The 25,415-nt window shown below is 56.1% G+C and carries 18 protein-coding genes; 1 reads left to right on the forward strand and 17 read right to left on the reverse strand.

What is annotated here, in order from left to right; genetic code table 11:
- Positions 1–21 precede the first annotated feature (21 nt).
- The 7 genes from CRI93_RS04485 to CRI93_RS04515 form a co-directional block, all read right to left on the reverse strand.
- Positions 22–549, reverse strand: a complete 528-nt coding sequence (locus tag CRI93_RS04485; RefSeq protein WP_098061414.1) for a hypothetical protein — start codon at positions 547–549, stop codon at positions 22–24.
- 273 nt (positions 550–822) lie between these two features.
- Positions 823–1,542, reverse strand: coding sequence for a NuoI/complex I 23 kDa subunit family protein (locus CRI93_RS04490; RefSeq protein WP_098061415.1), 720 nt, complete (start codon positions 1,540–1,542; stop codon positions 823–825).
- Between the two features lie 172 nt (positions 1,543–1,714).
- Complete coding sequence (locus CRI93_RS04495) at positions 1,715–2,278, reverse strand: YqgE/AlgH family protein (RefSeq protein ID WP_098061416.1); 564 nt, start codon at positions 2,276–2,278, stop codon at positions 1,715–1,717.
- Positions 2,279–2,574: 296 nt separating this feature from the next.
- On the reverse strand, positions 2,575–3,672 hold the full coding sequence (locus tag CRI93_RS04500) for a fasciclin domain-containing protein (RefSeq protein ID WP_176521685.1): 1,098 nt from the start codon (positions 3,670–3,672) through the stop codon (positions 2,575–2,577).
- Between the two features lie 55 nt (positions 3,673–3,727).
- Positions 3,728–5,227: a SusD/RagB family nutrient-binding outer membrane lipoprotein gene (locus CRI93_RS04505; protein WP_098061418.1), complete on the reverse strand. Its 1,500-nt coding sequence runs from the start codon at positions 5,225–5,227 to the stop codon at positions 3,728–3,730.
- Between the two features lie 101 nt (positions 5,228–5,328).
- Positions 5,329–8,532: a SusC/RagA family TonB-linked outer membrane protein gene (locus CRI93_RS04510; protein ID WP_098061419.1), complete on the reverse strand. Its 3,204-nt coding sequence runs from the start codon at positions 8,530–8,532 to the stop codon at positions 5,329–5,331.
- Between the two features lie 852 nt (positions 8,533–9,384).
- Positions 9,385–10,263, reverse strand: coding sequence for a bacteriorhodopsin (locus CRI93_RS04515; RefSeq protein WP_098061420.1), 879 nt, complete (start codon positions 10,261–10,263; stop codon positions 9,385–9,387).
- A gap of 489 nt (positions 10,264–10,752) precedes the next feature.
- Here CRI93_RS04515 and CRI93_RS04520 point away from each other — a divergent pair, with 489 nt between their 5' ends.
- Positions 10,753–11,916, forward strand: coding sequence for a carboxypeptidase-like regulatory domain-containing protein (locus CRI93_RS04520; RefSeq protein ID WP_176521686.1), 1,164 nt, complete (start codon positions 10,753–10,755; stop codon positions 11,914–11,916).
- Between the two features lie 22 nt (positions 11,917–11,938).
- On the opposite strand, the gene CRI93_RS04525 is transcribed toward CRI93_RS04520, so the two are convergent.
- The 10 genes from CRI93_RS04525 to CRI93_RS04565 all read right to left on the reverse strand — a co-directional run bounded on the left by CRI93_RS04525 (position 11,939) and on the right by CRI93_RS04565 (position 25,174).
- The gene (locus CRI93_RS04525) at positions 11,939–13,141 is read right to left on the reverse strand and encodes a class II D-tagatose-bisphosphate aldolase non-catalytic subunit (RefSeq protein WP_141491566.1); all 1,203 of its coding nucleotides are present in this window, start codon (positions 13,139–13,141) and stop codon (positions 11,939–11,941) included.
- A gap of 52 nt (positions 13,142–13,193) precedes the next feature.
- A complete protein-coding gene (locus CRI93_RS15320; RefSeq protein ID WP_176521687.1) occupies positions 13,194–13,349 on the reverse strand; it encodes a hypothetical protein in 156 nt (51 codons plus the stop codon).
- Positions 13,350–13,464: 115 nt separating this feature from the next.
- Entirely contained in the window at positions 13,465–14,871 is a 1,407-nt protein-coding gene (locus CRI93_RS04530) for a nucleotide sugar dehydrogenase (protein WP_098061423.1), read from the reverse strand.
- 134 nt (positions 14,872–15,005) lie between these two features.
- Positions 15,006–16,904: a hypothetical protein gene (locus CRI93_RS04535; protein ID WP_176521688.1), complete on the reverse strand. Its 1,899-nt coding sequence runs from the start codon at positions 16,902–16,904 to the stop codon at positions 15,006–15,008.
- A 152-nt stretch (positions 16,905–17,056) separates the two neighbouring features.
- Complete coding sequence (locus CRI93_RS04540; protein WP_098061425.1) at positions 17,057–18,097, reverse strand: GDP-mannose 4,6-dehydratase; 1,041 nt, start codon at positions 18,095–18,097, stop codon at positions 17,057–17,059.
- A gap of 141 nt (positions 18,098–18,238) precedes the next feature.
- The gene (locus CRI93_RS04545; protein ID WP_425436961.1) at positions 18,239–19,711 is read right to left on the reverse strand and encodes a capsule assembly Wzi family protein; all 1,473 of its coding nucleotides are present in this window, start codon (positions 19,709–19,711) and stop codon (positions 18,239–18,241) included.
- 84 nt (positions 19,712–19,795) lie between these two features.
- Positions 19,796–21,409, reverse strand: a complete 1,614-nt coding sequence (locus CRI93_RS15670) for a glycosyl hydrolase family 28-related protein (protein ID WP_098061427.1) — start codon at positions 21,407–21,409, stop codon at positions 19,796–19,798.
- A 141-nt stretch (positions 21,410–21,550) separates the two neighbouring features.
- Positions 21,551–22,639 carry a non-hydrolyzing UDP-N-acetylglucosamine 2-epimerase gene (wecB, locus tag CRI93_RS04555; RefSeq protein ID WP_098061428.1) on the reverse strand — a complete coding sequence of 363 codons (1,089 nt, stop codon included), beginning with the start codon at positions 22,637–22,639 and terminating at the stop codon, positions 21,551–21,553.
- Between the two features lie 111 nt (positions 22,640–22,750).
- Complete coding sequence (locus CRI93_RS04560) at positions 22,751–23,995, reverse strand: glycosyltransferase family 4 protein (RefSeq protein WP_176521691.1); 1,245 nt, start codon at positions 23,993–23,995, stop codon at positions 22,751–22,753.
- 51 nt (positions 23,996–24,046) lie between these two features.
- The gene (locus CRI93_RS04565) at positions 24,047–25,174 is read right to left on the reverse strand and encodes a glycosyltransferase (protein WP_098061430.1); all 1,128 of its coding nucleotides are present in this window, start codon (positions 25,172–25,174) and stop codon (positions 24,047–24,049) included.
- Between the last annotated feature and the right edge of the window lie 241 nt (positions 25,175–25,415).

Raw genomic sequence — 25,415 nt, forward strand, 5'->3', positions numbered from 1 at the left:
CAACAGATGAAAGGCAGGTTCTTACTTCGGCAGATCCTCGTCCCGATCCGACAGGTGCGCATGATGCAGACGTTGCGCCACCGTGCGCAGGCGTTCTGTATCGTTTTGGAGGATGCGATGGGCCCAGTCAAAGACCGTCATTTCGGTGCGATCTACCTCCACATCGCGCCCCCATGCGTCGAGGTCGCACGCGTGCAGGCTCTCAACGAGTGCCTGGCGGGTCTGCGTCAGGCGATCGAGGGTCACGCCGAACCCGTTCTCGCTCCAGCTGTGCTCGTTGGCCACGTCCAGCGCCTCCCGCGAGCGGATGCGCGGTGTCGTGCTGTCCTTCACCATCTCGACCGCCGGACGCCGCACGCGCTCATCAAGATGGGCGATGAACGCATACACTTCGATGATGGCCAGCGTATCAGGCGTCGGGCGCTCAATGAGCAACTGCGTCGGAATCCGGTCCACAAACGTGCGCATCCCGTCGACTTCCTCCACCAGCATGCCCAACTGGTTCAAAAACGACTGGCGAAGCGATTGCGCTTGGTCGGTATCAGCCATGGAAAGTCAGGCAGGCCCAGAAAAACATGCGTTCGAAAAGACGACTGTTGTATCTTGGAGTGGCAACGTCCCCCTCTCAGATGCTGTCATCTTGAGCGGAGCGAAGCGGAGTCGAAAGATCTCCCCCAAAGTAGGCAGGCTCCTCTGTCCCGCCGTATCTGCCAAGCGCCGAGGAGATGGTTCGACTCTCGGCTCCTCCGTCGCCTTCCGCTCACCATGACAGGCTTCGTTCGGAGGGGTAGGACAACCATCAGAATGAGGGTTGACAGAGCACTACGCCGGAGCGTGCTCCGACGCGGGCGGTCCTTTGCGGTCGCGTGGCGACCAGTCTTTGTCGTCGTCGGTCACGCGGGCGTCTTCACGCAAGTGCGTGGTATCCAGGCCATCCATGCCCTCATCGGCCAGCCAGTCCAGGAAGTGCTGATCCTTCACGCTGTGCAGGTTATTGTCCGCCTGAAACGACCACTGCTGCCCAAACTGCGGATCTTTGTACTGATCCAGGTACTCCAGGCGGTCTTCCATCTGCTCCTTGGGCTTGAGCAGGCGCGTCAAGTCGAAGATGGCCTCGTCGCGGCTCTGAAACGTCATGTCGTATTCTTTCGACATGATAATGGCCTCTTCGGGGCACACCTCCTCGCAGAAGCCGCAGTAGATGCACCGGAGCATGTTGATCTCGAACCACTCGGGCTCGCGCTCCTTCACATTGTCCACCTCTTTCGACTGCATCGAGATGGCCATGGGCGGGCAGGCCCGTGCACACAGGTTGCACGACACGCAGCGCGGACGGCCATTTTCCTCCACAAGCACCGGGCGTCCACGGTAGCTATCCGGTGGATACCACTGCTCCTCAGGATACTCAATGGTGTAGGTATCCTCATTTACGATTTTGTTGAGCGAGAACCCGAGGCCCTTAAACAGTTCGGGCAGATACAAATTCTCCCAGAAGTTAAGGGTGCGCTCGTCGCGCGGCTCGTTCGAAGAGGGGCCAGGCATGGCAGCGAAGCAAGCTAATCGATGAAATAAACGGGGCGGCTACAGCACCGCCGTTGGGCATATGTATACGACGGCATGGCGGGAGGCGGGTTTCCGTATGCAGGGGACGGGTTGACGTGGTTTTCCCCAAAACGCAGGTGCTTTCCAGGCATCTGCCTCCCCGTTCCGGATTTCAGTTCATGCGCGGGTCGTCAGGAAAGGTAGAGAGCAGCGCATACTCCCCACCCATGGCTCGCATCACCCGCGGCCAGAGCATACTGGCTTTCGTCTCAAAGACCCACTCGGGCTCGGCCTCCGTCACGATCCAACCATCCTGGTTCACCTCTTGCTGCAATTGCCCCGGCGCCCAGCCGGTGTATCCCAAAAAGAACCGAATGGACTGCGGCGACGGCGCTTCGCTTTGCACAAGCGTTTCGATGGTATCGTACGTGCCGCCCCACCGTACCCCTGGCAGCACCGCAATGCTTTCGGGCACAGCTTCGGCATAGCGATGCAAGAAGTGAAGCGTTTCTTGCTGCACAGGCCCGCCGAAAGCAAGGGGCGGGTCGTTTACGAAGTAGGCGTCCATCACGTCGCCCAAATGCAAGTCGGTCGGACGATTCAGCACAAGCCCAAAACTGCCTTCCGACGTGTGATCGCAGAGTAGAATCACAGTCCGTCGAAAGTTCGGGTCTTCCATGATAGGAGCCGCTATCAAAAGCGATCCCGGGGCTAAATCGGATGCAGAGTGAGCCATACTGCAGTAGTAAGCACAAAGGCATAGAGGAATGCACGCGCATGTGCCGTACGCACAGCACCGATCACGTTTCCATCGGGAAGCGGCTGTTGTTAACGTCGGCCAACATTGTCTCAGGAGACGCAGAAACACCTTTGGTGTGGATGCAGGAGTTGGTTTTCTGAGGTAACTGTCCGTCTAATCGTATAGCGACCACAAAAAAAGCAGGCCCCTCGCGCTCGAAAGCACAAGGAGCCTGCGTTCAAATTGTGCACGTATTGACTCAGGACGGTACCGTCCTGTGCCGTGCAGCGGTGCTACTCAGCGGGCGTGAGCGTCGCATCGTCCGACACCGATTCGCCATCGCGCTCATAGGGCGCGTCTACGCTGGCGTCGAAGGCCTCGTCGCCATCGTCGCTGTACATGACAACCGATACGTCGGTGTCTTCCTCAATGGCAGCATCAAGCTCCACGGACACGCCGTTCACAATGCCGCTTGCGATGTAGTCGGATGCGCCAAGCACATTGCCGTCGGCATCTTCGATCGCCGCAAAGCCACCGTCGCCAGGCACGTACACGCCCGCAACGGTTGCGGTCGTCACGTCGTCTTCCACAACAACAGCCTGGTCGGTAATGTCAACCGAGGCGGTGGGGGGAAGCAGCACCGTGTCGATTTCGTGCAGGGCCACATCGCCCGATACCGGGACGTCAGCCGCCGTCACGGTGGCGCTGTTGGCCACACCGTTCACAGATACCGTGCCGCCACTTACACCCAGCGAGAGCGGGTAGTTATCGCCGTAGAGCGTAGCCACTTCGTCGCCGTCGCTGATGGCGCTTGCAGGGACTTCGGCCCCAGCTACGTGATACGTCAGGATGTCGGCAAGCACGCCCGGAGCGGGTAGTTCGTCATCAAGCGATTCGAGCACCGGTTCAAACGCACCTTCGTTTGGTGCAAAAACCGTAATGTCAGAGGCTTCTCCGAGCGTCTCCTCCAGCCCGGCTTCTCCAACGGCTGCCGCAAGGCTCGGGTAGAGACGCCCGGCCTGCGTGAGCACATCAACGAGCACCGCATTTACTTCGAGCGAACCGTCGTACTCTACGCCATCGTCAATGTTAATGGTGTAGGTTCCGGGCTCCTCGTAGGTTACGTCTACGAATTCGCCTTCGCGGCGCACTTCGTAGGCAGGCTCTACGGGTCCGTTCACGCTCCACGTGTAGTTCTTGTCGATGGTGAAGGCCTGCACGTAGTACTCGTACGTGCCGGGCACAGCCACCTCTTCAGCGGGACCAATAATTGCGAGCGAGTCGCCCGGCTCCCACCCGATGTTCTGGGAAGAGTCGTCGCACGCGCTAAGCGTGCCTGCTACGGCAAGCAGCAGGGCGAGTCGTAAAATGGTACGAAAGGTCATGTTCATGGGTAATCGTGCTAAAATGAGCAGAGGGGAAAAGGCAGGGTTGCACCAGAAACAGTTAGTTGACGTCCCACCACAGCTTCGTGGCTTGGGAGTCGCCTCCGCTTCCGGTAAGCAGGCCAATGCCCTCTTCAAGGTTGGCACCGTTGAGGTTGGCCTCATCGGTCGGATACGTCATCCGAACGGCTACGGCAGGATCCAGGTCAGCAACAGCATCCACAGCAGCTCCGCCTTCAGGAGCGCGTACGATGCCTTCAAAGTCAAGGCGGCGCCACTCGGCCCATCCCTGGATGCCCTGCATGTAGAGCGCAATCCATTTCTGTTCACCAATGGACTGGCGCCAGTTTCCACCGTCGTATGGCACTTCATCGATGTAGGCATCGATCGCAGCCTCATCCGACACCTCCCAGAACGCCATGGAGGAACGGATGCCGTCTTCGTAGAAGGTAGCTGCATTGCCACTTACAAAGCCACGCTCGGCTGCTTCGGCCAAGGCGAAGTACACTTCGTCTTGCAGAAGCAGGTAGGCGGGCGAGTCCGCCGCAGTCACATCATCCCCAGGACGCGAGAAACCGCCCTGCGAGTAGAGCGCCTGTGCAGGCCCTTCTTCCAGTCCGTACGGATAGCCCACAAATTCGCCATCAACCGACTCTGCGTATGCTGAACGACGCGGATCATCGTTGTCATTCATGTAGCCGAGCAGGTTCTCGGTTACGGCCCAGTCATCGCGCCCGTTGATCTCGTAGTTTTCATGGACGGGATTCTGATAGGGCGGTGAGCTATCAAAGGCAATGTAAGCCCCTTCGTACTCTTCCGGACCTCCCAACGCTTCCATCGCGCTGTAGGCTTCTGAGATGGCCGTTTCAGCCGTCCCACTATCGACATCGGACATGCGTGTGGCGACTCGCAGCTTCAGTGCATTCCCGAAGAGCGCCCACTGTGTCATATCGCCGCCGAACACAACATCGCCTCGCAGGGCATCGGCATCTGTATTGATACGCCCAAGCGCATCGTCGATAAGAGCAAGAATGCCATTGTATACTTCCTCTTGCGAGTCATACGCCGGAATCGGATTCTCATCGCCGCCGATGGCTTCATCAAAAGGGATTGGCCCCCAGATGTCGGTCATAACGTGGTAGGTCCACGCCTGCATGATCTTCGACATCGCAATTTGGTTGGCGGGCTCCCCGAAGAGGTTGGTATCCTCAGGGCTACTCTCGTTCAGGTCAACAACTTCTTGGAAGTCCTGAATCGCAAGGTAATAATCGCCCCACATGCCATTCAGCACGCCAGAACGCTCCTGTGGAAAGAGGTAGCGATCTTCAGCGGTGTACTGATTCTGTGTCCAGTACTGTGCGTAAATGTTACCAAAGCGCCCGAGGGTGAATTCCCCCCAGTAGGTTTCGGCAACATCTTTGGTGGCATTTGTGAAGATGTAATCAGGCCGAGCGTCAGAAGACGTATTCGGGGTGTCGTTAATCTCGGTCAGGTCACAGCCGGCGAAGAGCACAGCCACGCATAACAGCCCGAGAGCTACAGTTCGTTTGAGTGTGTACATTGCAGAGTGTAGATCTTTAGCAGTAGGAGAGCGGATAAAGCGCGCAGCTGGGGCTTCTACACCTGCATGGGCAGAAGCCCCCTGCTACGCTGCGCCGTGCGTTACAGCTGCATGTTCAGCGAGATGCCGTAGGTACGCTGTGGCGGAATCTGGCCGGCCTCAACCCCTTGCAGGTTGGTCGCGCTGAGCGCGGTTGCAGGGTCAAAGTGCGGCGTCTTCTTGTAGAGCGTAGCCAGGTTGGTTCCTTGCACCGCAACGGACAGCGTCCGGATTGGGGTGCGGTTAAACCACATCTCAGGGAGCGTGTAGCGCACGCTTACCGACTGCAGCTTAATGTGGGTGGCATCGAAGGTATTCGCTTCGTTGTTGCCGAAGAATCCGCTGATGGAGAACGCGTTCGGATCTACCCGACCGGTCCATTCGACAAGCTCACCAGCGTCGTTTTCGTAGACGCCATCGGGCACGAAGCCAACTTCGCGAACATCGCCCTCAACCGTTTCCTCAACGAGGCCACTGTACATACCGAACATGTTCGTGACGGAGTAGATGTTACCGCCTTTCTGGCCGTTCAGCGATGCGCTCACGTCGATCGACTTGTACGAGAACGACGTTTGCAGACCCGCTGTCCAGTCCGGCGTATAGCTACCCAGCGATTTCGGGGCACTTGTTTCCGGGATGCCGCTCGAGTTGAGGATGATATTACCTTCATCATCGTACTGATATCCCACTCCGAAGAGCGTGCCGTACGGCTCCCCAACACGGGCTACCACATCGGGTCCGAAGGGCGTGCCACCAATCGTGTAGCTTTCGAGGCCAAGGCTCTCATCAAGCTCAATCACCTCGTTGCTGTTGGTGGCCCAGTTCACGGTTACATCCCAGCGCATGTCATCGTTTACGATGGGCGATCCACTAAGCGCCAGCTCAACACCCTGGTTTTCGATTTCACCAGCGTTCACAAGCAGCGACTGGTAGCCACTGGCTCGTGAGACCTCTACACCCAGAATCTGGTCACGCGAGACATCGCGATACACAGCCAAGTCGAGCGCGAGGCGATCTTCGAACAGCCCCAGTTCCAGTCCGGCCTCAACCGAAGTCGTAATCTCGGGCTTCAGGTCGGGGTTGTTTAGCTGACCCGGAACAGACTGTACCGGATTGCCCCGGAACGGAACGTCAAGGTCATACGCCGGGCGCAGCTGGTAGGGATCCGTATCGTTACCGACCTGGGCCCATCCAAGACGCACTTTACCATTCGAGAGGAAGTTAACATTATCGAATGTGCTGAGGTCACTGAAGATAAAGCTTCCCTTCACTGACGGGTAGAGGTACGAGTTTTCGCCTTCAGGAAGCGTGGAGCTCCAGTCGTTCCGGAGCGAGCCATCAACGTACACCAGGTCGTTGTATCCGAATGTGACATTTCCGTAGGCGCCGATCAGCTTCCGCTCTTCAAAGAAATCGGTGATCGCTGGGCGACTAATGGAGTTTTCCAGCGTGTATACCCCTGGCAGGCTGAGTCCGCCCTGCGTGTTACCGATGCTCAGGTCATAACTGTTGTATCGGTAGTCTGACCCGGCATAGGCATCAAGGCTGAACTGATCCGTCAGTTGCGTGCTGTAGTCCGCCTGTACACGCGCGTTTATCTCGCGCACCTGGCGAATTTCTTCGCGGTACTGATCCTGAATGGTGGATCCCACGGCAACACGCTCTTGGCGACGGTCGGTGTAGAGGTCTGTCCGTGCGCTGGTAGACAGTTGCAGGTCGTCATTTACATCGTACGACAGTCCCACTCCTCCGAAGATGCGGTCGTTCTCATCTTCCTGGAAGTTGTTGAACTGCGTCCAGTACGGATTGTCGAAGTAGATCAGGTCACCCGCTCGGGCACCTTCTTCGCCTCCGGTCCAGTTCCATCCGCGCTGCGAGCCATCGGGGCGCTCGTAGTCGCGCATGTAGCTGTTCTCGCCCAGGTCGAGTTGACGCTGGCCAAAGTGGTTGAACTGCTGGAAGACGTTGCGTCCGTCGTATCCGGTACCCGGACGCCCTTGTCCTTGCGTGTTCGTGTAGGTCGCCTGCAAGTTTGTGGACAACTTCTCAGACAGATCGAGCGAGCCATTGAAGCTCACCGAGCTGCGGTCGAGCGAGCTGTTCGGGTAGACGCCTTCTTCCATCACGTTCTTGACCGACGCGCGATAATTGAAGTTTTCGCCGCCCTGCGAGAACGCCACCGACGTGTTAAACACGGTACCCGTGTTGAAGTAGTCCTCTACGTTATTCGGATTGGCTTCCCACGGCGTGGTTTCGCCGAGCAGGCCATTCACGTCATCGTAGCTGTACCACTGGCGCACCGGGCGCCCATCAAGGCGCGGGCCCCACGACTGGTCCGTACCAAAGTCGACAATGTACTGGCCCTGGTCGTTCATGCTGAACGGGCGCCATGAGCCCCCGCCGTACGTGTTCTGGTAATCGGGCAAGCCGTACACCTGCTTGGTACTGGCGCTGGTGCGGATGTCGACCCCAATGACGCCATCGGCAATGCTTTCACCACTCTTTGTGGTGATCTCAATGACACCGTTGGCGGCGCGTGACCCGTACAGCGCGGCGGCGTTCGGTCCTTTCAAGATCGAGACCGACTCCACGTTGTCTGGATTAATCATCTGGGCAGCATTTCCGTAGTCGTATCCACCGCCTCCACCAGCCTGACCGGCTGATGTAAAGCTGGAGTTGTCAAGCGGCGTACCATCGATTACGATCAACGGCTGGTTATTACCTGATACCGAGCGTGCGCCACGCAGCACAATGCGTGCTGAGCCTCCCATCGAGTTTGATGTAGAGATATCAGCGCCTGCAATGCGTCCCTGCAGGTTGCTTACGAAATTGGTTTCGGCGGTGCCTGCGAGCTCTTCGCCGCTGACTTCTTGCACGGCGTATCCCAAAGAACGCTCGTCACGCTCAATGCCAAGGGCCGTCACCACTACGTCGCCGAGTTCGACAGCGCCGGGGCTGATCATGATCTCAACTTCGGTCGTTTCGCCAGCTTCCACCGTGACAGGTGTAGACGTGGTTTCGTAGCCCAGATACGACACCGTGAGCGTGTAATCGCCCGGTGCAATACCGCTAAGCTCAAACGCGCCCTGTGCATCGGTCGCCGTTCCCTGCTGTAGCTCGTCAATGACTACGTTGGCGCCGGGTACCGTCTCCTCCGTTTCGGAGTCGAGCACTGTTCCGGTTATGTTGCCATCTTGTGCCCAGGCTGCGTTTCCGGCGCCCAATAAGGCGAAGATAAAGACAGTGAAAAAAGCGGTTCGTAACATGATAGCATAGGTACCAGTGAGTAAAGATGATCAGGAAGCACTGCAGAAGTGGATGCGGAAGGCTCCCGTCTGGCACGCTTACGACATTGCTAATGAAACAGCGCCGTAATACAGAGTGCCTGAACAGTTGCAGGCGCGGTAGTCGCGAACACATCGTTCGGACTGTGCTCATTCATAACCACGGTACGCTTTAAACCAAGATGCGCTTTTCTGCATCAGCATACAGCACATCTACGCGAAGCACTTCGTGCGGCATGTTCCTTTCAATCTGCAAGATACGACTATGAACGTAGACGGCATGTGAACACATAAGCAACGCGTAACACAGCATTAACGCTTATTTCATGTAGCGGCGTGCTGACTTTGTGACACATATTGTCTTGAGCAGCGCTCAACCCAGATGTGGAAAAAATATAGGAAAGGTAACGGTCAGACGCTACGTGATAAAGCTACGAGACATCGTACCCTTGTTTCGTTCGAGTCCCTTCTCTCTTTATTCCGCTTCGCTCCATCCGTCGTCCTGCGGACTTGGATAGGTTTCTCTCCTTTTTTCGAGGGGGAGATGTCCAGAGGATCACACCTTCGGCGAAGCTCGACAGACCAGGGAGGTTGGGCGTCCTACAATGGTGTAGACCACATGACAATCACTTACCATTGAACCGCTACCAGAAAAGCAAGGGGGATCCCAACAAAAAGCGCTTTCCTGGCATGGGACCCAGGAAAGCGCTTTGTAGTGTCCTCGAACTTGCTCCTTGCTCATCTTGAACTTGATTGCAAAACCAACTCAGTCACGAGTCAGCGAGCAAGTGGAGGGTTTTTCACGTTCGGATAGGAGTGGAGCATGCACACCCGTTATGCTGTTGCTCCTTCCTCCATCTGTTCCCAGTCATATCCTTCCGCCTTGCTGATTTCCTGAGCAACGAGCGTCAGATAGATACCGTAGATGACCTTCGACCCAACGTCGGCAACGGTGTAGGTCATATGGCGGCCAACGACAGCAACCTCACTGAGAGCAGGCTCGGTGAATCCACCAAAGAGGTACGGCATCAGGTAGGCACCAGGGTAGAGCATCCACGTGATGAGAAACAGCGTCCAGATGGTACCCAGGTACTGCTGAGCCTTCGCCGGAATACCTTCTTTTCCTTGGTCAATCACCTGCTTCATCAGGTACAGAATGTGGAAAAAGAAGACCGTCGAAATCGTACCCCAAACAAAGAACAGTGTCGGGTCCGTAACTTCGTAGTATTGCCCGACGTATCCGGTGAGGATCATGCCTGTGCCCGAGAACCAGAATTGGTTTCGCACCGACGTGAAGCTGCTCGTCGTGAGCGTTACCACAAACAGGATTTGGAACAGCAGCATTGGTACGTCAATGAGCCAGTTCAAGTACCGGTAGCCATTGTTGAACAGGTCTCCCGGGTTGGTTGAGCTCAGCATGTACATGCCCGCCTCCGTGTCGTACTGGAAGGCACTGATCCAATTTTGCTGTTGTACATACAGAAGCAGGAAGGCCGACACCATAACGACGACCGACAGCACGCTCGATATCCGAAACTTGCGCTTTACCGTTTTGATGGTGAGCACAAAGTACAGCAGCGCTGCCAGCATCACAGCGTAGCCCAGCGTCAGCACGTGGGCCGACAACTGGTAGGCCATCTCCGAATAGCCTGACTCTAATCCCACGTAATTCTCGAAGGTTGCATTCCCAAGTTGTGCTATGAGTTCTTCCATTATATTAGGCCTCTCGTTTGTTCGATGGGTGATGACGGGTGCAGCACCGGATTGCTACACCCTCATGATAGGTTTCCGCCCCCAGACTGATCAACTCCAGAAAGTAACTTTGTCGTTTTACTATACGTAATATGTATCGAGGTAGATACGTGACATCTCATTGTTAAAGGGATAGTCGAATCTATCACATCTCTGTTAACAGGTCTGTTACGATGTGCAAGGTAGATGCACCTGTTTTGTGCGCAGAACTCCGTGCTGTAACCTCCCTCTACGTACTGCGTCTTACAGAAAGGATCGTCGTTTTCTTTGGTAGTGGGTAGGCCTTACCTCCTGATGCAACCTGTTCCTGGGGCAACAGTCCTCCGTTCACTCACGCCAGCCCGCGCCAGAGACATGCGCACCGGGCGGCGCTCTCCGGCTCCGGCTCCTTGCATCTTTCCTCCATCACGTAGTATTGAACCGCTACTTTCTCTTTTTGCTGTAGATGCCATGCTCTTTCATCGCGCTCTTGTCTCGGGCTTACTCTTCGTTGGGCTCTTTGCCCTGTTTATTCTACCCACCTCCAGCGGCCAACTGCGCGGTACGGCTACGCTCGTCGGTATTGTAACAGATGCAGAGACCGGCGAGCCACTTGCGGGGGCCAACGTTATTATCGCCGGCTCGACGCGTGGGGCCGCCGCCGATGCAAACGGACGCTACGAAATCCGAAACGTACCGATCGGCGCGCAGCGGCTGTACGTCTCGGTCGTGGGCTACGAGGCGGGCACGCGCAACCTGAACCTGCGCGAACCCGGTATCGTCGTCACCGATTTTGCACTCACGCCGGCTCCTATCGAGATTGGCGAGGTCGTTGTGGAGGCCGAGCGCGATGAACAGTGGATGCGTCGCTTTGAACGCTTCAAAGAGGCCTTTATCGGCGAAACGCCCAACGCAGAACAGGTTGAGATCCTGAATCCAGAAGTGCTTAGCTTTTCGGGCCGCCTGTCGAACCTCACGGCCTACGCCGCTGAAACGCTTGAAATCGAAAACCAGGCGCTGGGCTATCGCCTCACCTACTTCCTGAAGGAGTTTCAGACCACCCGGTCGCGCACGCGGTGGGACGGCGAGCCCCTCTTTGAGGCGTTAGACGGCTCTATACAGGAGCAGGCTGCATGGGACCGCCAGCGCCGCCAAGCCTATCTGGGGTCGTTTCATCATCTTATGCTGGCTCTCCTTGCCGATCAACTTGAGGAACAGCAGTTCCGGCTCTACATGCGCCCCATGACGTCTACCCCTGCTGTCTCGGATGGCCCCTTTGCTCCTGCTCCGCAACTCAGCGGGCAGCGCTTTCCCCTCAACGACGTGTCGGAAATTCTGGAGCCCGGCGCCACCGACAATGAGCGCGTGCTCGACTTTGAGGGTGCTGTGGAGATCGTGTACACCGGCGCCACCGAGTCGGAAGCCTATCGTGCCTGGCTACAGTCACGCGGGCAGCAAGGCGGTGTACGTCTTGGCGAGCGGTTTCAAACGTCGCAGATATGGCTGGAGCGCGGTCCGGCCACAATTGACTACAAGGGCGACATTGTAGATCCGTACGGCGTGACGCGCTCAGGCTACTTTGCGTTTAAGCGCATCGCCGATCAGCTTCCCAAAGAATACCGGCCGTGGCGGTGATGTATGCCCACGTAGGCCCTTCCTATGCTATCGCGGCTTCCATATCAGCCCGACCTACCAGATTCAGCAGGTGTAACATCTGCTCGACCGCGCTACGCAGGCGCCATACGACGTACGCGTCGGCATCGCGGTAGCGCGCTACCTGGTCGTAGAGCTCCGTGCGTGCTGCTTCAACCTCGGGATCGGCCCACACGTACCGGCTTCCTGTTTCCAGCAATCTGTTCTGGGTCTCGTCGTCCAGCGCATCGAAGGCCCCGTCGTGATCGACCCACTTGCGCCAGCGCCCACTGCGTACAAGCGCGTTGCGCAGGGCGTTGTGCCAGGTCGGCGTGGCATCAATGGCTTTGGCCAGGGCCTCCAGTTCGCGCAGTGCCTGATATTCGACTGCCGAAAGCCCCGGTCCAATGTTTGCGCCGCCCATCCCACATCGCGGGTACGCATCCAGCGCATCCACAAAGTCGCTGTAGTGCGCCTTTACAAGAGCCCCATGCGCCCGCACCTGCTCAACCACCTGTTGCGCATGGGCGGCCTCGAACTGCCCGGTGCCAAATGACGTGCCCACGTCGCTCACAACAAAGGTGGGGGCCATGTCGGAGGGCAACGTTGCATCGAGTTGCGTAAGAAATGCCTCCAGCCGCTTGCTTGGATCTGTAACGTCGGGCGGCGCCACCTCTTCGATTCCAACCTCGTAGGTGATGTGTGGCATGCCGTTCTCACGGCGGTACGCCTCGGTCCACCGAAGCAACGCGTCCGTACGGTCGACCATATCGGATACCGGGGGCGGACCGTGGCGGTGCGGGTCTATTGTTGCATCAATGTGTACGTAGCGGTATCCGGCATCAAGTGCCGCGCGAAGGGTGGCCTGCGTTCCGGCTTTGGCCTCGTGCCACGACGCCCCTGCATTCCGCTCTGCATCTTTGCACCACGGCCCACCATGATCCACACAGGTTATGACTGGAGGCGCTTCCGAAAGCGATGCACAGATGATCTCCGTGCGATCCATAAGAGCCTGGGGCGTCCAGCCCGTGTATCCCCCATCGATGTCGACCTGATTGCGGGTGGCAGCAATGAGCAAGGGGGCCTGGGCCTGGCTGGCGGCCTGCAGTGCCGCACGTAGCACAGCGTCGGACGTCGGGCACACGGCCAGCAGCGTGTATGCCGCGGTGCCGTCTTGTAGCGGGGCCACCCAATTCGATAGCTGCGCCTGAGTCACGTCATTTCCCATTGCTGTGCCTCTCTTTTTCCACGAGTGCCACGAACCGCTGTGGATGCGCGGCTTAGTATGCGCCGTTCTGGGATCCGGCGTAGATGATGGCGACCAGTAACACGGCCGGCACCAAAATGCTGGCAATGGGCATCCACTCCAAGCCGAGTGGAATAGAGGTCGCGTTTTCGGGCTGTGCGGCGAGGGCTGAGAACAGTACAGTAGCCATAGCAAAGCAGAGGGAATGGGCCAAATACATACGGGCTGCTGTGTACCCCACAGAGCAGCCCGTTGTTGCAGGCACATGCTATACAGCAGCATGCCTGGCCATATGTATGGTTTGCCTATGCCGTTGAAGAGGGCACCGCCTCCACTTCAGCGAGGGTACCATTTTCATGGCCTCCGCCCAGCAAACAGATCTTACTGCGCCGTTCGTCGGTAATATCGCTTAGCGCATTGCGCGTATCCACAATGGCGTTGGCGTGCGTTGCAATCAGTTCGGTATCGAATGCCTCGTGATCGGTTACAAGCACTGCCACGTCGTACGCTTGCAGCGTTTCGGCCGTAAGCGACTGCTTCTGAACTGGACGCGTGTCGCTGTTGGCCGTATGAACAGCAAACGACTCGACATGCGGATCCGCAAAGGCGACCTTGTCAATTCCTTTCTCGCGCAGCAGGCGAATGATGGTCTCGGCTGGCGAGTGGCGCGTGTCGTCGACATTGCCCTTGAACGCAACGCCAAGCACGAGCACCTTCGCATCCTGAAGCCGAACGGGCTGACGTGCAATCTGCTCAACGACGGCTTCGGCCACGTAATACGGCATGCCTTCGTTCACGCGTGCCGCCAGCGTGATGAAGCTGGTCTCGAAGTCATAGCGGCGGGCCAGCCACGACAGATAATATGGATCAATAGGGATGCAGTGACCGCCCAGTCCCGGTCCAGGGTAGAACGGCATGAACCCAAACGGCTTCGTTTTCGCCGCGTCAATGACGTCCCACATCGACAGGTCATCGATGCGATCGCACAGCTTGGCGAGCTCATTTACGAGGGCGATGTTCACCGAGCGGAAGATGTTTTCGAGCAGCTTCTCCATCTCGGCCACCTTCGGCGAGGGGGCCACGTGCACCTGTGCAATAATGGCGCGCAGGGCAGCTTCGGCCACTTCGGTACAGGCATCTGTTACACCGCCAACGACCACGGGCGTATTGGCTGTGGTGAACTCTTTGTTGCCCGGGTCAATGCGCTCGGGACTAAACGCCAGGAAGTAGTCTTCGCCCAGCGCAAGTCCTTTTTCAGCGGCGGCTTCCTCCAGAATGGGCTGCACAACCCCTTCGGTCGTGTCGGGATAGGTTGTGCTCTTCAGGATGATGAGCTGTCCGGGACGCAGATGCTTGGCAATGGAGCGTGTAGCAGCCTCGATGTACTTGGTATCGGGCTCTTTGTGTTCGGTAACCGGGGTGGGCACGCACAGAAAAAATACGTCTACGTCTCCAGCAGCGCTATAGTCGGTTGACGCGCGCAGCCGTCCCTGCTCGACGAGTGAGGCCACGTGCGCATCGTCCAGATCATCAATGTAGTTGGTGCCCGCGTTAAGCTGGGCCGTGCGGGTTTCGTTCGGTTCAATACCAATGACCTCGAACCCCGCCGCCGCATATTCTACGGCCAGCGGCAGTCCTACGTATCCCAACCCAGCAACTCCAATGGTTGCACTGTGGTCGTTGAACGCTTTAACAAGCGAGGTAGCGGGCATACTAAGTTGGCCGTTTGTGTTCATGGAAGGCAAAGATCAGGAAGGGTCAGCGTAAATGGTTCAAGCTACAACGTGCATCTTCCAATGACGGGCACGCGCTCTACGATAAGGATGTACAGGACACACTTTCATGTCTACGGCGTGGGAGCAAGTACGTCACTCGAAGCCCGGGTTGTCTGCGGAGCGTCCATTAGTGTCATTTCGAACTCGTGACAGGGTACCTCCACGTTTTCAACAGCGCTGCGGGCAAGCGAGCGTTCATCGTCATCCATTGCCCGGCGCGCCAGCAGCACCACATCTACATGATACAGCCTACAAACAGCCGCCAACTGCTGCCCTGTTCCCAGCACAGGAAGTCCCTGCACACGCTGCGCTTTTTTAAGCGGATCGTCATCCACAAACCCAACTGGGTCGTATGGAAGCTCTGGGTTTTGCCGGATTTCGCGCAGAAGCAGCGCCCCCGAGTCGTTGGCTCCGTAGATCACAGCGCGCGGACCGGATGTAGTGCGCGCCAGGAAATACTGTCGCAGCCCACGAAAGCCGAAGCGCACACCGATCACGGCTAAGGTGACGACCATCCAGTCGATAATCCAAACGGAAACGGAGAAGGCATCCCATGCAAAGACAAGTCCAAGCCCCACAATGCTGGCGCCCGAGGCCAGGAATGAAGCTCCAATGGTACGCACAATTTCGGGGGTACCTGCATGCCGCCAGATTGCCCGGTACAGGCCCATCGCGGCAAATACCGTAATTTTGATAGAGATAAGCAACGGAAGCGCACCGAGCATCTGTTCTTCCTGGGATACAGTGAGCCCCTGCTCAAACCGCAGATAGTGAGCCACCACAAAGGCTGCAGCCAGCAACGCACTGTCGGCCAGCACGCCGAAGACCGCCTTCCATCGGTGACCAAAGAGGCGGAAGAGCAGATGGGCATCATTGGTCTCGGTTGGCGACCGATGCACCGGCGCGCCGTCGCCCCCAGCCGGGGACGGGTCGTCGGTCGCAGCATATACGTTGGCCCGTGCCAGGTAGACCCCAAACATGGTGAGCGACACGCCTACCAGTGCCGCAAGGGCGTAGAACAGCAGCGTATCTACCACGAGCACCGCCAGCGCAAGTGCCCCTCCGGCTGCGCTCAGCGCATAGAGCGTGAGCACCGCGTGTGCTTCCGACAGCCCCAAAAATACCAGTCGATGCGACGTGTGGTCGCGTCCGCCCTGCGATACCGGGCGGCCCATCCATCGCCGCACAATCATGACAAGTGTGGTATCCAAAATAGGCACCGCCAGCACCGCAAACGGCAAGATCATGACCGCAAACGATGCATTCACCGGCACCTCCGTCTGCACCACCAGGGCCCCTGCGCCCAGCATATACCCCAAAAAGAGGCTTCCGCAGTCGCCCATGAAGATCTTGGCAGGCTTGAAGTTAAAGACCAAGAAGCCTGCTGCAGCCCCAGCCACGGCAGCCATAATCCCGACGACCGCCGAAAGCTCGACTGGAACGCCCACCATCAACATCACCAGAGCTGCAATACATGCAACTCCCGCTGCCAGCCCATCCATGTTATCGAGCAGGTTGATGGCATTCGTGATTCCGGCCACCCAGAGAAAGGTGAGTGGCCCCGAGATGGCCCAGTGCCAGTCGCCCATAAAGAGGTAGCCCTCCATCATGAGGAGAGCTGTTGCCACAATCTGCGCGATCAGCTTTCCGGCAGGTGGCATGCCTTTCAAATCGTCGTATATGCCCGTCACAAAGAGCACAGCGCCGCCGACCCAGACTGGCCAGAGCAGATCGATTGTACCACTGGCTGCGCCCCCAACAAATGCCGCGCCGACCAAACCAATGCCGCCCATGAGCGCAGTAGGAGTAGCATGCCACCGGTCTTCGCGTGGGTACGCCACCCATCCCATGCGCTTTGCCCATCGGATAATGAGCGGCGTCGCCACAAGCCCGGTAAGCAGTGCACTTCCAAAGGCCAGTGCAGCCAGCCCATAAGAACTTGCAAGAAGTGCCTGTACCATATCGGTCATAGTGCTGTGTGTCATTCATTTACAGCCAGAGACATGAAAGGCAAGCACGCAGAAATGGGGGACAGCGTACTTGTTCTGATGCTGTAGCATTCTCGTGTACCCATCGTCATTTTGTGCTTTTGTTGCATAGGACACATGCGCTTTAAGAGATGCTATGCCCCATTAAAGGCGTCAGCAGTCAAAGACGCAACACCATTTTCAGAGTGCATGTCTTGCTGCTTTGCACGTTCGTGATCAATCACATCGCGCAGAATGGTATCAAGATCACGCTCCGGACGCGTTCCAATAGCTGCTTGCAGTTTGCTCATGTCGGGCGTGCGGCGGCGCATATCTTCGAAGCCATCGCCGTAGGCCTCGTCGTACGGTATGTGATTGATCGGCACGTCAGCCCCTGAAAGCTCGCGTACGCGCTCTGCTAACGTGTTAATGGATATCGGATCAGGCCGTCCGATATTGAACACCTCTCCATGTGCAGATTCGGTGTTCATAAGCGAATCCACGACCTCCACGGCATCCTGCACATGCGTAAAGCAACGCGTCTGGCGGCCATCGCCGTAGACCGTAATCGGCTCACCAGCCAGCGCTTGCTTGACAAACGAAGGCACCACCATGCCATACTGCCCGGTCTGGCGCGGCCCCACCGTGTTGAAGAAGCGCGCAGCGATTACCGGGGTGCCGTACTCAGAGGCATAAGCAAGTGCCAAAAACTCATCCATGGCCTTGGTACAAGCGTACGCCCAGCGGCGCTTTGAGGTGGCCCCCAGCACCCACGGACCGTCTTCAGCGAGCGTGTCGAGGTTGTCAACGGTTTCAAGCGCCTTGCCGTACACTTCGGACGTAGAGGCAATAAGCGTAAGGCTATCCTGTGCCTCGGCGATCTCCAGCACGTGCTCGGTGCCGCGCACATTGGTGGTAATGGTTTCGACCGGATGCTCCAAGATGTGCTTCACCCCAACAGCAGCGGCCAGGTGCACAATGCGGTCACATCCTGAGGCAGCCGTTTCCAGTGCCGACTTGTTGCACACGTCGCCTATGGTAAGCGCAAACCGTTCGTGGTTGGCCAGATGCGCAATGGTATCGAGCGAGCCCGTCGACAAGTTGTCAAACGCGTGGACGTGATGACCCTGCGCCAACAAATGATCCGCCAGGTGGCTTCCGATGAACCCGGCACCGCCTGTGATGAGGTAACGCATGAATAGATGCTATCGCTTTCGAGTGGATAAAGTCATCCACAGCATACAAGGACGCGGCTTGCCTGTCGTTCGATGTGCATCAATATTGCAGGAAGTTTGTAATGAAAGCGCTTTATCTGTCTTCTTGTTATGCTCTTTCTGCTACAGTGCGACCGTTCCATCCCACTGCAGACCCAGCATGAGCCCAACCTGCGTGCCGTCAAATGCGCCCCAATCCACCGCCACGGAACTACGAAGGCGTAGCCCGTGCACTTCAGACAAGAGATAGCGCACGTCCAGGTGCGTGGCATACTGGTCTTGACGGAGCTGGCTACGAGGGATGGTTTCGAGATCAGGCGGAACTGTATCGCCTGATCCGATTCTGCACGCCCCTTCTCCCGATATGACTTGGTCTTGGCAGATGCCGTAATTACGGCTATATGTGAAACGGGCTTCGTACTCGGTGCGTGGCGTAGGCTGTCCGCGTAATCCGAGGTGATGTGCAATGACCATGGTGTTGGGCGTTGGTGCAATGTTTTGCACCTCGTCCCTGACCTGTGGATTGCTTTCGATCGCCCGGAATCCGGGGTTACGAATGAGGGGATTCCCAAGCACGTTACCTTGATAGGTCCACCCGCTTCGATATCCAGAGTGCGTATAGTAACCCGCACGTCCTTCCGGCAAACCTGGCAAGGCATCCTGCTGAATGGTATTCATGAACTCGTACACGACATCACTCACCCAGTGGCGTCCGTTACGCTTAATGTCTATCCCCCAGAGTCCGTCCCACGGACTTCGGAAGAGTAGCCCCACCCAGTCTTCCAGATAAAACTGACGATATGCTTGAAGCTGCCACGTATCCAAATCAATAGAAGCGGCAACATCGTACGCGGCGACGGTATTTTCGCCTGTCCCTCCTGTAACGCTGAAGAGAACGTCACGGTACTTTTCCAATGAATTAGGACGGTCTCGACCCGCCCACTGTAAATTCTGCGTGACGCCGGCGGTGAGGCTAAACTGGTCGCCAACAGCGCGCACATGCAAACTCTTCTGGTGCAGACGCGCTCGTGAAATATGGCGCTCTGCTCCGAGTTGTCCTTCGGCCCAGTATGCCTGTATGCGTAATCGACCTTCAGAGAGTGGAATTGTGACAAACCCAGGTGTTGAAAGCTCGATTTTGGGAATCGGTGTGGCATTGCGGCTAATTAGCATCGAACCTAATGAGAGCGCATCCTCATTGCCTCCCACAATGTGTCGAAACCGCCCGATGCGAAGCCGCAATGCACGATATCGCATCGCACCGTAGAGTTCTGAAAAATGCGCTGTATTTGGTGTGTCCGAAAAACGCGTCGTCAGCGCAGCTCCGGCCTGCATATCTACAGGCCCCCATGACCAGTACGGCATGAGCGCCCGTATCTCTGTTGTCCCGTTGAACCGGCTACCCGCTTCACGTCGTCCATAGGTGTTGGCATACTGCCAAAACGGAGTAGTGCCGTGCAGGGCAGTCTGTGAACTCGTGCTGAGATGGTAGCGCAACGGAGGCATTTCTGTATCTTGTGCATGGGAGAGCAGAGGCAGAAGACTGGATAAAAGGCCAATTAAGAGACTAACCCCAATGTGCTTACCTCCCTGCATCACCTCTCCCCCATCCAGCGTTTCCCAGGCCAGGAATTCTCTATGCCGACACGCTTTGTAACTTCGCTCCACAATACATCAGTATCAATTTGGGGGATTACTGTCTTCTGTGAGGCCGTGCCCTCCTTCCCCTAACACCCTGCGAATACGTTCCATCTGGGCCGTCAGTGTAGCAAAGTTATCGTTGATTGCTTCAAGTGCATCGGCGGAACGTATGCGCTGAACTGTTCGCGCTGCGGTTCCATCGGTATTGTCCTCAACAGCGCCAATTGCCGCTACGCGACGTCCTACAACTGCTTCTCCCTGCACAGATATTCCGTTAGGGGTCAACCGTACGTTGGTTGAGTCCTCCTCAGCATCGCTTTCCGGGCTTCCTATACAGAATACCGCAGCCTCTTCGCCAACATGAGCCCCTCGCCCACCAGAAGGTCGTTCGCTACTGGTGTATGTGATGAGACTGCCTTCTTCATGAATTTCGTTTCGCGTGTTGCCTGGCCTCTGTAGTGGCGGGAACCGACAGCCCGTAAACTGCACGGTTGCATTTCGCGTCATGACATAAGCCTGAGAAGCGCTCGCACCGGAAGCCTCGCTCCCTCTGATCGCATGAGCCTTCACCCCGCTTGCCACCAACTCAGTATGTTGAATGCGAAGCATGGGAGCAGGCGTAGCCTCGCACCCACACCCAACAAGGGATATGCCATGGCACACCCCTAAGAAGTACCCACCAGCTGATTGACTTGTGTTGACGTTATCACAGGCACACCCTATCAGCACAGAGTAGCTGAGTCCGCGGAGCCGATATCCCCACTCTTCCATCTGTGCCGCGTAACAGTTAATGAGACTTAGGCTTGTCCCGCCTCCTGTTTGCAAATCGGGAACGTGAAATCCGATACGGCCTTGCGATGCCCTACATCCGCTCAAACGCGACACAATAATTTCGCTGAAGTGAAATCCCACGTCAACGCCAACCACGCTTACATTTTCGATGCGAGCACGCATAAGCCGAGGAGCGTATACCCCGAATGCATTGCGTTCTTCCAGATTCCAATCTGGATGCCCCTTCCCCTGAATGCGAAGGTCTGCAATATGCACATCTGGGCTAAACTTTAAATCTGTATTGGGGCGATCCACCGCAATGACGCAGTCTACATTGTAGTCATCTTGCACATCTCGATTGGGCACCGAACGTTGAAGGGACGGCCCCTTTACATTCGAGGTTTTCCGAATGACCGACTGCATACCTTCGCCCCGGAGCGTCATGTAGGGCTGCACAACCAGGGGACGCGCAATACGATACACACCAGCAGATACATATGCACATCCTCCTGCTTTAGATGCTGCATCTATACAGGCCTGTATCGCTTCGCTATTGTCTTCCTGTTGAGGATGTGCTCCGTACAGACGAATGTCGTACGTATTTGTATGCTGCCATCGGATCCATCGCCCCGGCGCATGGTCTGGCTCAGCCTGACCGGCCCCATCTTGGGCAGGCGCGATGGCATCTCCCCTGTTATGTCGCGTTGCGTCTGGATCCCAAAGGAAAATTCCCCCGCCTCCGTCTCCCTCGCCGTAGTACCCTTCTACGAACACAACGCCTGTCTTCTTTCGCAGCGCACGTAGCGCTTCGATATTTGGCACTTGCTGAAAGCCCTCGTCTTCGGCCACTTGTGCCCAGCGTTGTACAGCTGAGCCTGTCATTCCTGCGAGGGCCCCTTCAATAAAAGCTCGCCTATTCACAATAACATTGGCTCTTTCCTTCGTTCTGTGAGATGACGTTCACGCAAAAGAACGTCCGCGCAGCTAACTTTGAGGAGGCTCGCGCTCGTATGCTTCAGGGCTCTACATGTGCTGCGTAAGATACTGAATGATACGCTTGGACGCATTTCCATCCCAAAGGGGCGGGATATGTCCATCTTTAAGGGAGCCCCCCATGAGTTCATCCACGCGTGCTGCCACAGCTTCTGGATCTAACGGCATGAGTTCGTTCGTCCCTTGTTCAATTGTAATGGGACGCTCCGTGTTTTCGCGCAATGTCAGACATGGTACTTGCAAGAACGTGGTTTCCTCCTGGATACCTCCTGAGTCGGTAACAACGGTACCAGCGTGCTCCATAAGACGCAGAAACTCCAGATATCCCAGCGGTTCGAGCACCGTCAGATTAGCAATTTTCTTCACGTCATCGGCGAGTCCAAACTGCTTAAACCGGTTTGCCGTTCGTGGGTGCATGGGAAACACAACCGGATGCGATGCGGCAACACGTTCAATGGTAGATAGCAGTGCGCCAAGCCCTTCTCGGTTATCAACATTGGAGGGCCGATGCATCGTCATGGCTACGTACGTTCCTGGATCCAAACCGAGTTCTTCCAGGATGTGCGTTTTCGCAGCTTTCTTTCGGAAGGAGACGAGCGCATCAATCATCACATTTCCGACGAAAGCGACTTTTTCATCGGGGACCCCTTCTTGTTTCAAATTTTCGACGCCGCTCTCTTCGGTAACGAACAGGAAATCAGCGATACTGTCAGTGACAATCCGATTGATCTCTTCGGGCATACGCCGATCCCCACTGCGCAATCCGGCTTCAACGTGAGCCACAGGAAGGTTCATCTTGGTTGCCACAAGGCTACACGCCACAGTCGAGTTCACATCTCCAACCACAAGCACCAAGTCGGGCGTTTCATCTTCGATCACGGTCTCAAACGCCGTCATGATGCGCGCAGTCTGCTCGGCATGCGAGGCGCTCCCGACTCCTAAGTACACGTCAGGCTCGGGCATTTCCAACTGCGTAAAGAAGATGTCGCTCATCTTCTCGTCATAGTGTTGGCCCGTATGTACGATAAGCGACTCGATTCCTACTTCCTGAAAGGCGCGATGTAGAGGCGCCACTTTCATAAAGTTTGGACGAGCACCAACAACGTTAATAACCTTCATGGTGTCTACCTATGTGTCTTGGTCTTTGAACGATTTCGACTGTTGTGGCAGGGGTATTATATTAAGAGAAGGCTCCGTACTTTTTGCACTGCATGCCTCCTGATCAGCGGTCTATCTTTTTTGGGATGTCGCAGCCCCTGATTCCCTGGAAGATGGATATGTTCTTGTAATGCGCTCTATATCCTCAACAAATCCAGAAAGTACGGCCTCCCACTTATGATGTTCTTCAACAAATGTGCGTGCCTTTCGAGCGAGTGTATTGCGCAGCTCTTGGTCTCGGTACAACGTTAGGAAACAGTCCGCAACCTCCCGAGCAGTTTCTGCTTTCAGAAAATGCGTTCGTTCCGTTGCTTCGATTCCTTCAATACCTGTCTGGTTCGCAATAACTGGAAGCCCAAGCGCCATATACTCCAGCACTTTGTTCTGAACACCCGCCCCAACCTGCATGACCCCCATACCTGCAATCGCACCCCGGCTTGCTTCCGGAATGCTATCGACCCACCCCGTTACGTCAACACCATCTATTGATCCGAAAGATCGTATGGTTTTATCCGTTGCGTGGCCGATAATGCGAAACCGGGCTTCAGGAATCTGGTCCCGAATTAGAGGAAGCACCTCATTGGCAAAGCTAAGACACGATTCTCGGTTGTGAACCGTCCTCATGTTGCCAATGAATATGATGGTGGGAGCTACACCCGGATCACGGTAGGGGCGCGCGTCGAGGTCAATGCCATTGGTATACACCTCAATGTTACTTGCATCTATTGCCGTACTCCCTTGGAGCAGGTAGTCTCGGTCGACTTCTGAAACCAGCGTTACAAGATCAAACTTTTTAACGGCAGCACGTTCGTACGGTGCGATTCGGCCTTTCTCGATTCGGTAGAGTAGTGGTTTGATCCCCCACGTATTGAGCTTTGAGACGCGCTCGTAGTTTAGCGAGAGGGCGTCCGTCATCTCAAGAACGGTGGGGCAATCAGCGTCTTCTACAAACTGACCTGCCCGTAAAAGATGAGCGAGCACCAGGTCATGCTCAGGCAGCAACTTGCGAACGAGATTGTGAAACGGATCTGACTTGTAATACGCAACCTGGAGCGGCTGCGAAGATAGAAGCGCCCTGATAACGTTTAGCCCACCACGCCACGCTGGGTGATGTACATAATGAATCTCATCAAACACGTCCTGGGCAACGTCTGGCTTTTCTGCTTCTTTGCGACTTCCCAGCGAAGCCAGCGTGATCGTATGCCTCTTGGACAAAGCTCTGCACATATTCACGATTCGGAGCGTATCCCCTGCAACGATGGGAAATGGGAAGCGCGGTGTGAGAACCAGGATCCGACTCGATGAGCCAGAATTCATAAGAGGTCTGCTTCTAAAGAAAGGTCTGCTTATGTCTCGCATGCGGCTGTTCTACAACTGCGCGTACGCCTGGGTCAGTCGCCGCTCCGACTTCGGCCACGCATATTCTTGATAGGTCTCTTCGGCGTGCTTCCCCCGAATTGCGATATCTTCATCATCGATCGACTGAACGAGGTGCGTCAAGGCTTTCGCGTCGTAGTCGATCGCCCAGCCCATCTTTCGATATTCGACAAGTTCGTCGATTGAGGTGTTACGTGCCACAACAACGGGTTTACCGAGGGCCATAGCCTCAAACAGTTTATTCGGGGAGGCCATCTGATTGACACCGTACGCGGGGTCGTACATAATAACGATGAGGTCCATTTCAGCGACCTGTTGCATGACTTCGGTATGAGACAGGCTCCCTAAGAAGTGAACATTTTCTGTCTGATTAGCCGCCTCCTCGATCCGATCGGACAGATTTCCCCATCCTGCAAACCAAATGTTGGTATCAGGCAACTGTCGCGCAGCATCCAGCAGCACATCGACGCCTCGATCTTCCGCAAATGAGCCGTAGTAGAAGAGGTCGAGTTTCGATGTTTTGGAGTTGGCATCTCGCAACTCCTCGATACCCCCTTCGTCGAGGTCGGGAGCATTCGTTACGATCGTTGTGCGAGACCAATCTGTTTTTGGCACCCCCTGCTTACGATTCTCATCGGGGAGCACAATGAGATCAGCGTTTTTCAGGACCCATTGATTTACAACGGCTACCGCTCGCCCCACAGACGCTGGGATCGTATAATAGAGCTCAATGTAGTCTGCAATATCGAAGACGAACTCACCTGTGTGCCATCCCAACCAACGGGCTGCAGCAACCGGAAAAGCCGAATCGATGTCAATGGCGTGAACAACGTCGAAGTCGTGGTCACGTACATACTTCATCACGCTCCATACATAACGAAGTCGCTTGGGTATACCACGAACCCCTTGGGCATAGGGAGCCTCACCAATCCATATCTCATAAATAGGAAAACCGGCTTCATCAAGTTGAGACCGCAATGGTGGGGCATCCCGGTTCTCTTTTCGCCTCCAAGACAAAATGGAAACCTCGTACCCGGCTTCACGAAGAGCAAAAGCTGTTTTGGCAAGACGAGATGTCTGAAAAGCGCTGGAACGAACCAGCAAGACTGTTTGGCTCATTTTCTAAGACGTTGAGTGCAATGCCAGTTTATGTGACTGTACAGTTGTACCGGTGTGGAAGTCTGCAAGGAGGCAACGCATTTCTGTTATTCCACCCTTATTGTCTGTCAGCCCGGTAGCGTCTGAAAAATTTTAGCGAACTGCGCGCCGTCAGATAGCACGCCTCGGCAGTGTTGGTCTCCGCCACTGTAACTCTGCCACAACTGCTTCGACTGCCTTGCTGGAAACGGCTCCCGCCTGG

It is taken from the genome of Longimonas halophila (assembly GCF_002554705.1).
GTDB classification, from domain to species: Bacteria; Bacteroidota; Rhodothermia; order Rhodothermales; family Salinibacteraceae; genus Longimonas; species Longimonas halophila.

Bases quoted from the DNA above. Each gene is read 5' to 3' on its own strand.
- CRI93_RS04545 (WP_425436961.1), bottom strand. From the start codon at position 19,711: ATGCAGGGAGGTAAGCACATTGGGGTTAGTCTCTTAATTGGCCTTTTA.
- CRI93_RS04515 (WP_098061420.1), bottom strand. From the start codon at position 10,263: ATGGAAGAACTCATAGCACAACTTGGGAATGCAACCTTCGAGAATTAC.
- CRI93_RS04490 (WP_098061415.1), bottom strand. From the start codon at position 1,542: ATGCCTGGCCCCTCTTCGAACGAGCCGCGCGACGAGCGCACCCTTAAC.
- CRI93_RS04560 (WP_176521691.1), bottom strand. From the start codon at position 23,995: ATGAATTCTGGCTCATCGAGTCGGATCCTGGTTCTCACACCGCGCTTC.
- CRI93_RS04520 (WP_176521686.1), top strand. From the start codon at position 10,753: ATGCTCTTTCATCGCGCTCTTGTCTCGGGCTTACTCTTCGTTGGGCTC.
- wecB (WP_098061428.1), bottom strand. From the start codon at position 22,639: ATGAAGGTTATTAACGTTGTTGGTGCTCGTCCAAACTTTATGAAAGTG.
- CRI93_RS04505 (WP_098061418.1), bottom strand. From the start codon at position 5,227: ATGTACACACTCAAACGAACTGTAGCTCTCGGGCTGTTATGCGTGGCT.
- CRI93_RS04510 (WP_098061419.1), bottom strand. From the start codon at position 8,532: ATGTTACGAACCGCTTTTTTCACTGTCTTTATCTTCGCCTTATTGGGC.
- CRI93_RS04495 (WP_098061416.1), bottom strand. From the start codon at position 2,278: ATGGCTCACTCTGCATCCGATTTAGCCCCGGGATCGCTTTTGATAGCG.
- CRI93_RS04540 (WP_098061425.1), bottom strand. From the start codon at position 18,097: ATGCGTTACCTCATCACAGGCGGTGCCGGGTTCATCGGAAGCCACCTG.
- CRI93_RS04485 (WP_098061414.1), bottom strand. From the start codon at position 549: ATGGCTGATACCGACCAAGCGCAATCGCTTCGCCAGTCGTTTTTGAAC.
- CRI93_RS04565 (WP_098061430.1), bottom strand. From the start codon at position 25,174: ATGAGCCAAACAGTCTTGCTGGTTCGTTCCAGCGCTTTTCAGACATCT.
- CRI93_RS04500 (WP_176521685.1), bottom strand. From the start codon at position 3,672: ATGAACATGACCTTTCGTACCATTTTACGACTCGCCCTGCTGCTTGCC.
- CRI93_RS04535 (WP_176521688.1), bottom strand. From the start codon at position 16,904: ATGACCGATATGGTACAGGCACTTCTTGCAAGTTCTTATGGGCTGGCT.
- CRI93_RS04530 (WP_098061423.1), bottom strand. From the start codon at position 14,871: ATGCCCGCTACCTCGCTTGTTAAAGCGTTCAACGACCACAGTGCAACC.
- CRI93_RS15670 (WP_098061427.1), bottom strand. From the start codon at position 21,409: ATGACAGGCTCAGCTGTACAACGCTGGGCACAAGTGGCCGAAGACGAG.
- CRI93_RS04525 (WP_141491566.1), bottom strand. From the start codon at position 13,141: ATGGGAAATGACGTGACTCAGGCGCAGCTATCGAATTGGGTGGCCCCG.
- CRI93_RS15320 (WP_176521687.1), bottom strand. From the start codon at position 13,349: ATGGCTACTGTACTGTTCTCAGCCCTCGCCGCACAGCCCGAAAACGCG.